This window comes from Succinivibrio sp. (genome assembly GCF_045124615.1).
Classification (GTDB): Bacteria; Pseudomonadota; Gammaproteobacteria; order Enterobacterales; family Succinivibrionaceae; genus Succinivibrio; species Succinivibrio faecicola.
On record NZ_JBGVMC010000037.1, the window covers coordinates 1 to 8,413 of the forward strand.

Annotated in this window: 10 protein-coding genes; 6 read left to right on the plus strand and 4 right to left on the minus strand. The window is 35.7% G+C overall.

Going from position 1 to position 8,413, the window contains the following annotated elements; all coding sequences use genetic code 11:
* Positions 1-7 precede the first annotated feature (7 nt).
* From ribE to ACJML3_RS00890, 4 genes are read left to right on the plus strand one after another with little or no spacing between them, the layout of a single operon-like run.
* Positions 8-481: a 6,7-dimethyl-8-ribityllumazine synthase gene (gene ribE, locus ACJML3_RS00875; RefSeq protein WP_219937982.1), complete on the plus strand. Its 474-nt coding sequence runs from the start codon at positions 8-10 to the stop codon at positions 479-481.
* A gap of 11 nt (positions 482-492) precedes the next feature.
* Positions 493-921: a transcription antitermination factor NusB gene (gene nusB / locus ACJML3_RS00880; protein ID WP_406019795.1), complete on the plus strand. Its 429-nt coding sequence runs from the start codon at positions 493-495 to the stop codon at positions 919-921.
* 1 nt (position 922) lies between these two features.
* Positions 923-1,882: a thiamine-phosphate kinase gene (gene thiL / locus ACJML3_RS00885; protein WP_406019797.1), complete on the plus strand. Its 960-nt coding sequence runs from the start codon at positions 923-925 to the stop codon at positions 1,880-1,882.
* 22 nt (positions 1,883-1,904) lie between these two features.
* Positions 1,905-2,687 carry an FKBP-type peptidyl-prolyl cis-trans isomerase gene (locus tag ACJML3_RS00890; RefSeq protein WP_406019799.1) on the plus strand — a complete coding sequence of 261 codons (783 nt, stop codon included), beginning with the start codon at positions 1,905-1,907 and terminating at the stop codon, positions 2,685-2,687.
* A 76-nt stretch (positions 2,688-2,763) separates the two neighbouring features.
* Here ACJML3_RS00890 and ACJML3_RS00895 read toward each other — a convergent pair whose 3' ends face one another.
* Positions 2,764-4,410 carry a cytochrome c biogenesis protein CcdA gene (locus ACJML3_RS00895; protein WP_406019801.1) on the minus strand — a complete coding sequence of 549 codons (1,647 nt, stop codon included), beginning with the start codon at positions 4,408-4,410 and terminating at the stop codon, positions 2,764-2,766.
* 138 nt (positions 4,411-4,548) lie between these two features.
* Positions 4,549-6,192: a methyl-accepting chemotaxis protein gene (locus ACJML3_RS00900; RefSeq protein ID WP_406019803.1), complete on the minus strand. Its 1,644-nt coding sequence runs from the start codon at positions 6,190-6,192 to the stop codon at positions 4,549-4,551.
* Between the two features lie 275 nt (positions 6,193-6,467).
* Between ACJML3_RS00900 and ACJML3_RS00905 the strand changes: the two genes are divergently transcribed.
* On the plus strand, positions 6,468-6,893 hold the full coding sequence (locus tag ACJML3_RS00905; RefSeq protein ID WP_406019805.1) for an FxsA family protein: 426 nt from the start codon (positions 6,468-6,470) through the stop codon (positions 6,891-6,893).
* Between the two features lie 7 nt (positions 6,894-6,900).
* Positions 6,901-7,809 (plus strand): DMT family transporter, encoded by a 909-nt coding sequence (locus ACJML3_RS00910; RefSeq protein WP_406019807.1) that lies wholly within the window; start codon positions 6,901-6,903, stop codon positions 7,807-7,809.
* A gap of 22 nt (positions 7,810-7,831) precedes the next feature.
* Here ACJML3_RS00910 and ACJML3_RS00915 read toward each other — a convergent pair whose 3' ends face one another.
* Entirely contained in the window at positions 7,832-8,176 is a 345-nt protein-coding gene (locus ACJML3_RS00915) for a hypothetical protein (RefSeq protein ID WP_406019811.1), read from the minus strand.
* A 4-nt stretch (positions 8,177-8,180) separates the two neighbouring features.
* On the minus strand, positions 8,181-8,413 hold a 233-nt coding region (locus tag ACJML3_RS00920; protein ID WP_406019809.1), incomplete at its 5' end, for an aminotransferase class V-fold PLP-dependent enzyme.

An 8,413-nucleotide genomic window follows, 5' to 3' on the forward strand; every position in this document is an offset into this window, starting at 1 on the left:
AGTACTTATGTCAGTCAATGTAATTGAAGGCAATAAGCCATGTAGAGACGGTAAATTCGCTATCGTTGTTTCTCGTTTTAACAGCTTAATCTGTGAGCGTCTTGTTGAAGGTGCAATTGATACCTTAAAGCGCGAAGGTGAGGTTAAAGAAGAGAATATTACCGTTGTTAGAGTTCCTGGTGCAATTGAGATCCCTGTAGTATGCGAAAAAATCGCTGCTTCAAAGAAGGTTGATGCAATTATTGCCTTAGGTTGCGTAATCAGAGGTTCAACCTATCATTTTGAGGTTGTAGCAAATGAGTGTGCTAAGGGTATGACTCAGGTTATGTTAAAGCATGCAATTCCAGTTGCTAACGGCGTATTAACTGTTGATAAGCTAGAACAGGCTGTTGAGCGCGCTGGTACTCATGCAGGTAACAAGGGTAGTGAAGCTGCTTCATCTGCACTTGAAATGGTTAACGTTATTAAACAATTTAGTTAGGAAGGTAAAAGATGGATGCAACTGAAGGTGCAGTAACACCTGCAATGCGCCATAAGGCAAGACATTTTGCTCTACAGGCTATTTATCAGTGGCAGCTTACTCAGTTAAGCCCAACTGAGATTGAGCGCCAGTTTCTTGAAGATCAGCCTGTAAGAGGTGCCGATCTTGATTATTTCCATGATCTTGTTTCAGGTGTTGTAAACAACGTTTCAGAAATCGATGAGACTTATGCACCTCATCTTTCAAGACCACTTGAAGATCTAGATCAGGTTGACAAGGCAGTTCTTCGTTTAGGTACATTTGAGCTTTTATACCGTCAGGAAGTTCCTTTCAGAGTGGTTATCAATGAATCAATCATTCTTGCAAAGGAATTTGCAGAGCAGGACAGCCATAAATTTGTAAATGGCGTTCTTGATAAGGTAATTAAGGCAATCAAGTAATATGTCTTTAGGCGAGTTCGAGCTAATAGGCAAATATTTTTCTGGGCACGATAAATCAGATGCTGTTTCACTTGGTATTGGTGATGACTGTGCCCTTTTAAATATTCCTCAGGGTTCTGAACTTGCTATCACTACAGATACGCAGATTGAAGGGATCCATTTTTTCAAGAATACGGATCCTTTTTTGTTAGGTTACAAGTCTCTCCTTGTTAATCTCTCAGATCTTGCATCTATGGGGGCTAAGCCTATAGCCTTCACTTTATCATTAACATTACCGAATGCAGATGAGAATTTCTTAAAAGGCTTTTCTAAAGGTTTATTCTCTCTTGCGGACAAGCATTCTCTTCCTCTTATCGGTGGCAATACAACAAAAGGTCAGTTGAGTATCACAATCAGTGCATATGGCTTGGTAGATCACAGCAGAGCAATGAGGCGTGATAATGCTAAAGTTGATGATGATATATATGTAACAGGAACATTGGGGCTTCCTGGTTTTGCTGTTGCTTTAGGCTACAATGAAATAACAATGGATAAATCCGTCTTTGATGAATGTTACAAAAAAAGTATGCTCATAGAAGACAGATGTGCTTTTGCAAGAGAACTTAGCAGATATTCAAAATGCGCAATTGATATTTCTGACGGACTTATAGGTGACTTGAAACATATTCTCGATGCTTCAAAAGTGGGAGCTTCGATTAATCTTGAGGATATTCCTCTTCCATGTGAATTTGCTAAGTATAACCTTAAAGAAAAAGTTTATGATCTAGCACTGTACGGTGGGTGTGATTATGAATTGTTGTTTACAGCATCTAAAGGTTTTAGACAAAATATTGAGGACATAGCTCAAAAATTCTGTACTAAAGTCACGAGAATAGGCTCAATAAGTAAAAATTCTAAATTGCAGATATTAAATCATGGTATTATGTGCAATCAGAATTTAAAACCATTTGAACATTTTTAAATAACAAATTTTGGAGAATATTTTGAAAAACTTTTATAAGAAAGCTCTGATTGCAACAGCTGTTGCAGCATCAGCTTTTGCATTGTCAGCATGTGACCATAAGATTTCAATGCCTGTAGGTGGAGTTACACAGTCAGGTGCTATTTCAAAAGATAGCTCTTTTGAGGACAAGGCTGCTTATGCTATCGGTGCCTCATTAGGTGAGTATGTATCTCAGATGAAAAAGAACCAGGAAAACTTCATTGGTCAGTTAAACTCAGAAATGATCGTTGCAGGTTTCCAGGATGGTGTAAACGGCGCTTCAATGCTTGGTCGTGATGAGATCGAAGATGTTCTTAAGGATTTAGATAAGAGAATTCAGGAAAAAGTAGAAGTTGAGACCAAGAAGGCTGCAGAGGATAACTTAAAGGCTGGTGAAGACTTCTTAAAAGCAAATGCTTCAAAGGAAGGCGTAGTAACAACTGCATCAGGTCTCCAGTACAAGGTAATCACTAAGGGTGAAGGTGCAATGCCTAAGAAAGGAGATACCATTTCTGTTATCTACAAGGGTACCTTAATTGATGGTACAGTATTTGATGAGCAGAAGGCTCCTGTAGAATTCCCATTAGACAACATGATCCCAGGCTGGATTGAAGGTCTTCAGTTAATGACTGTTGGTTCTGAGTATGAGCTATATATTCCATCAAAGCTAGGATATGGTGAGAATGCTGTTGGCAACATAATCAAACCAAATTCTGTCTTAATCTTCAACGTAAAGTTGACAGCCGTTAAAGAAGCTAAGAAAGAAGCTGAACAGAAGAAATAATATGTAGTCTTTATAAGACTATTAGAGTTGTATAGATCTCGTTACTAATCTCAATGATTGATAACGAGATTTATTTTTATTTAATTATCTCTAAATCCTCAATGCCTATCAGTCCCTGGTAAGTCTTAAGAGCATTTAGATTTTCATCAATGAATACGGCATAAGGTACACCTAGCATATTAAAGTGACTGCTAAACTTTTTAGATGCTACTGAATTAGGATCAGAAAAGTCATATCTTAATAGTCGATATCCCTTTACTAGATTTAAAAACTCATCTGTTGAATAAAGTTCATCATCTAACTGATGACAGTTTGCACACCAGCTTGCACTGACAGTTAGAAAAATCTTTTCTCCTTTGTATTTTTCTAAATCTTCAATGCTGTAAATCTGTTCAAAGTTTAGCTTATGTGTGCCTACTGAATTTTCAAAATAATAGCCTGTAATAAAGCAACATACTAAAGCAATAGAAGAAAGGCTGATTTTTAAAAACTTGTTCTTTTTGTTTAAAAGTAAAGTAACCAGTGTAAACAGGCAGATGCTGTATACGCATATTGAGGCAATCTTTGAATACTCGCCTAAAAGATGTCTTGAAACGAATAGAGCAGTAATTATCAACGGAAGAGATAATAATTTTTTAATAATCGAGGTTCTGCTTTTAAATACAATAAGGGCTTTTGAGCCGAAAAGTCCTATTATGATTAAAGGTAAGCCCATTCCAAGACCAATAGCAAAGAAAATGAGTGATCCTAATACTATTGAGTTGGTTTTCATTACATAGATAAGAGCTCCAGTTAAAGGAGCTGAGGTACATGGAGTTGTAAACAGTGCCGATAAAAGTCCCATTACAACAGCTTTTTTTACAGAGCCGTTTCTTAGTAAAGCAAGACTATTTTGTATCTTTGAATTAAATGTTGGAAGATTTGGCAATCTGAGCAAATCAAGTGTATGAAGCGCCAGTACTAGCAGTATTATGCTCAAAACAACGCATGTTATAGGATGCTGTAAAAAGCCATGTGCTGACACACCTATAAAGGAGAATACAATACCGATAATGCTATATCCTAAAGCAAGCGAAATGATATAGGCCGCATTATTGATAAAAGCATCCTTTTTTGTACTGTGTGAACCTAGAATAGTAGCCGAATAAATAGAAAGTAAAGGTAGGGAACAAGGAGTAAGATCGAGTGCTGCTCCAAAAATAAGCGCTAATAGAAGAATGAGCGCAAAACTATCATTTTTTGAAAATAAAACATTATCTGAATTATTGCTAAAAGAAGTTGCCGATATATCTTTTTCAATAACATATTTGTATGAGGCTGGAGCATAACATATTCCACTATTGTCACAGCCTTGTGCAGACAAAATTACAGAGTCAAAAGCTTTTGCCTTTGCAATGGATATTTCAATTTCGAATGGAGCGTTGTAGATCTGTTTTATTCCCTGAGAATCTTCATGAGATACTCCCTTTGGTAAAATTACATTACCAACAATCGCATCTGTTGATTCTGTTTTAATTGAATCCTTATAAATGTATATGTTCTTATCAGGAGATATGGTGCATTTTATAAGATCGTTATTTTGAGAGCAGTTTGCTGCAAAGAGTTGATTCTCAACCTTTTTAGAGTCTTCAATTGTAAGTAAATCAGAAAGCTCATCAGCCTTTACATTGTTAAGGCTCATAGCTATAAAAAAGTAAAACAGAGCAAAAATAAACTTTTTCATTTTATCCATTACGCAAAATATTTATTTTTGAATATAACACAATAGGCAAAAAGCTAATCGATTAACGAAAAAAATTTGACGAGCATGTAAAAAAAAGCCATACATAGTATGGCTTTAAAACGAGGTTAATCTGTTTTTTTAGAATCTGAAAGTAGAGAGCTTTCTTAACAGATCTTCTGCTGTTATGCGCAGAGTATCGATTTCACTGCTACTTTCCTGAGAAAGATTAGAACTCTGCTGTGTAAGGTTGCTTACACCCTGCATGTTGTTAGAAATTTCAGATGTAGCAGTGGTCTGTTGCTGTGCAGCTGTAGCAATCTGTCCAATCTGTGCATTTACACTGTCAACATTGTTAATAATGTCATTTAGAATAGATGTAACACCAGCAGCCTTTTCAGCAAGAGCATTCATTAACTGTAGAGAATTTGTCATAGACTCGTTAGCGCTGTTTGCATCAGTCTGGATTTGTGAAACCATCTTAGTAATTTCCTGTGTAGAAGACGATGATCTTGATGCAAGAGCACGAACTTCATCAGCTACAACAGCGAATCCCTTACCAGCCTCACCAGCACGAGCAGCCTCAATAGCAGCATTTAGAGCAAGCAGATTTGTCTGTGATGCGATATCTTCAATAGTCTGAACGATAGAGCCGATCTTATTTGACTGATCAACAAGAGCACCGATAAGTTTTGCATCGTGTTTTGTCTTTTCAGCCTGTGCTCTAATAGCATCGATAACATGGTCAATTTCACTTACACCCTGACTTGTAATATTCTGTGTAAGAGATGCGTTTTCTGATGCACTCTCGCAGTTTTTAGCGATATCGGCTGTTGTTGAAACCATCTCATCAGATGCAGCAGAAACTGTTACAGATCTGCTTTCTGCATCAGCAATTGCAACAGCAACATTCTGAATCTTATCGTTAATATCATTTAGTTTTGAATCAAATTCTGTATATGACTTTACAACATCCTCAAGTGAGCCACCTAGTTTACGTCTTAACTCGACAGTTGTATCAAACAGTCTACCGAATTCATCCTTTAATGAATGCTGAATCTTGAAATCAAAGTTTCCATTAGCCATGTTATTGATAAATGAAGATAATTTTTCAAAGTTTTTAGTAATGTAGCTTGATAGAATGCTAGATAGATAAAGAGCAACTACAAAGCCAAAAACTGCAAGAATGATAGCAATAATCATTGGGGCTTTTGATGTATTGTTATCAGTCAGCTTTGTACTTAATGATACCTGCTCATTAATCATCTTTTTGAATAAATCAAGACACTTAACGGTCTGAGGCCTTACGTCTTTAAGGTAGACTGATAAAGCTTCATTTATTTTATTTGATTTAACTAAAGGTACTACTTCATTTCTAAATGCTGCTGTAAGTTTTGCTGAAGCCTGTTTAACTTCGAGAATTTGGTTTTTATAGTTTTCAGGTGATGGAAGATCACCAATTACATTTTCGTTCATGATTGATGCAATTCGTGATATTTCAGCAATCATGCTTTCTGCATCAGCAATAAATGCATCATTTCTGTTATGGTCTTTGTCAGGTTGCAGGTATTCTAAAATGCCGTTATCTGCATTTTCTAGAGCCTGCTGTGTGTTGATAACTCTGTTATAGGATTTATTAAGAATTCTTTCTACATTGTAGGAAGTATTAATATTGTCATAATTTGAAACAACAGAAAAAATTGATACAACCACAATAGTGAAATTTAATATAGCGAAACTTAATACTAATTTTGCTTTGATACTTAGTTTTCTAAAAAAGTCCATAAAAACCTCGAAATATTTTAAATATTCATTTGTGCATTATTTTCTTGTATTTGCAGAAAATGAAGATGTACGTCTTTTATATATACGTCAAAAAAGATTTTTGTTTTAGAAAAATATATAAAACTTTGGGGATAGTCACAGCGAAATAATAAGTTTGCGACGCGTTTAGCAATAATTATTCAGTAACATTAGAAAAAAAATAAAAACAAAACTTGATTTGCATGATAGCAGTCTACATTTAAATAATGAGACTGAAAAAAAATATGAGGTGATTTGTGAATAGAAATCTGCTTTGGATAGTATCTGTATTTTTATTGCTTGAATTGGTTTCCATTATCAAGGTAGGTGCTGCAATCGGAGCTTTAAATGCTATCTTTTGGCTTATAGCAGATGTGTTTTTAGGAATATGGCTTGTAAAAAACAGCTTTAGAGCTCTTATAGGTAATCTTGCCTTAAATCCATTATCTTTTTCAAAAAGCAAAAACTCTCTTTTTGTTTTTGCAGGATTACTTTTTGCTTTTCCTGGTTTTATAACTGATATCATTGCCTTGACTCTTGCTCTATATGCTCTTTTATTCAAGAGAGATATAAAGGCTAATCATACAAACATGGATGATATTTTTTCTGAGAGTAAAGACCATTATACAAGAGGCAGAACAATTGAAGGCACTGCAGTTCATGAGGATAAAAACGACAGGTAGGTAAATTATGACCTCAAAGTCAAAAGCATATTTTTATCTTGTTCTAGCATGCTTTTTCTGGGGTGCTACGCCCCTTTGTGGAAGAATTCTAAAAGACAGTCTGTCACCAATGCTTATTACAGGAGCTAGATTTACTCTTGTAAGCCTTATTCTGTTTGCCTTTTTATTTTTTAAAGGTGGCGTAAAAAGCATTAAGGTTTCTTTGCATGACTTTAAGCTTCTGGTAGCTATGGGTGCATTGGGTATTTTTCTACACAATACACTGCTTTTTGAAGGTCTTAAATATACGACAGCTTCAAATGCAGCTCTAATTGAAAGTATCGGTCCTGCTGTTACTTCCGTCTGTGCATTTTTGTTCATCGGCGAGAGACTGTCAAAGTATGGTTGGCTTGGCATACTAATCTCTCTTATAGGAGCAATGATTATTGTCAGCAAAGGCTCACTTAAAGTAATAACTCAGTTTGAATTCAATTTCGGCGAGATTTTAGTGGTTATCTGTGAGATCCTCTGGTCAGTATATGTTGTTATAAGCTACAGACTCTCTCCTAATATAAACGCACTGTCTGTTACAGCCTATACAGCGCTTGTCGGTGCTTTTTTGTGTTTTGTTTTTGGCTCCTTTAGCAATTCACTGATTGTTTATAAGATTGAGTTTACAGACATTGTTTCTTTCCTTGTGCTTTCTTTGTTTGCAGGTATTGTGGCTTTTGCCTCATGGAATTATGCAATAAGCAGAGTTGGAGCTAGCAAAGGAGGAATTTTCGTATATCTGATTCCTTTGTTTGGTGCAGCTCTTGGTTTTGTAGTTTTAGGTGAAACACTTATAAAAGAAGAGATTATAGGTGCAATGTTTGTAATATTAGGAATGATTGTTTCTGTAAGAGCTAAGCTCACAAATAAAGCGAGCTGTAAATAATTACTGCTCACTAAGTTAATTACTAAAGATCCATTAAGCCGTACTCAAGAAGAATTTCTTCTAATCTATCATGAGTTAATGGTTTTGGAATTACAAAGTTCTGGTTTTCCACAATCTTCTTTGCAAGCTCTCTGTATACATCGGCTTGTGCAACATCAGGATGATGTTCAATAACAGTCTTTCTTCTGATATCTGCTCTTTGAACCTCATTGTCACGAGGAACAAACTGAATCAACTGAGTACCAAGCTCTTTAGCAAATGCTTCAACAAGTTCATATTCACGATCAACCTTAGTAACATCAATATCGATGTGACCTGCTGCCTGAATCGCATCCGTATGAAAAAGCGCATTCACGCTGTGTGCAATTTTGCTATTTGTGCAATGGCTGAATTGTGCCTATTTCATTGTTTGCATACATGACACTTATGCCGGCTGTATTGCTTTTAATAGCATTTTTTATATCATCAGTTTTTATAAGTCCGTCTGCACTAGGTTTTATAAGTTCAATTTCAAAACCTAGATTTTCAAGTCTTTTTAATGAGTTTAAAACGGCATGATGCTCAAACGCAGTTGAGATAATATGGTATTTATTGTTCCTTATAC

Coding starts and splice junctions, on each gene's coding strand:
- ribE (WP_219937982.1), top strand. CDS start 8: ATGTCAGTCAATGTAATTGAAGGCAATAAGCCATGTAGAGACGGTAAA.
- nusB (WP_406019795.1), top strand. CDS start 493: ATGGATGCAACTGAAGGTGCAGTAACACCTGCAATGCGCCATAAGGCA.
- thiL (WP_406019797.1), top strand. CDS start 923: ATGTCTTTAGGCGAGTTCGAGCTAATAGGCAAATATTTTTCTGGGCAC.
- ACJML3_RS00895 (WP_406019801.1), bottom strand. CDS start 4,410: ATGAAAAAGTTTATTTTTGCTCTGTTTTACTTTTTTATAGCTATGAGC.
- ACJML3_RS00900 (WP_406019803.1), bottom strand. CDS start 6,192: ATGGACTTTTTTAGAAAACTAAGTATCAAAGCAAAATTAGTATTAAGT.
- ACJML3_RS00910 (WP_406019807.1), top strand. CDS start 6,901: ATGACCTCAAAGTCAAAAGCATATTTTTATCTTGTTCTAGCATGCTTT.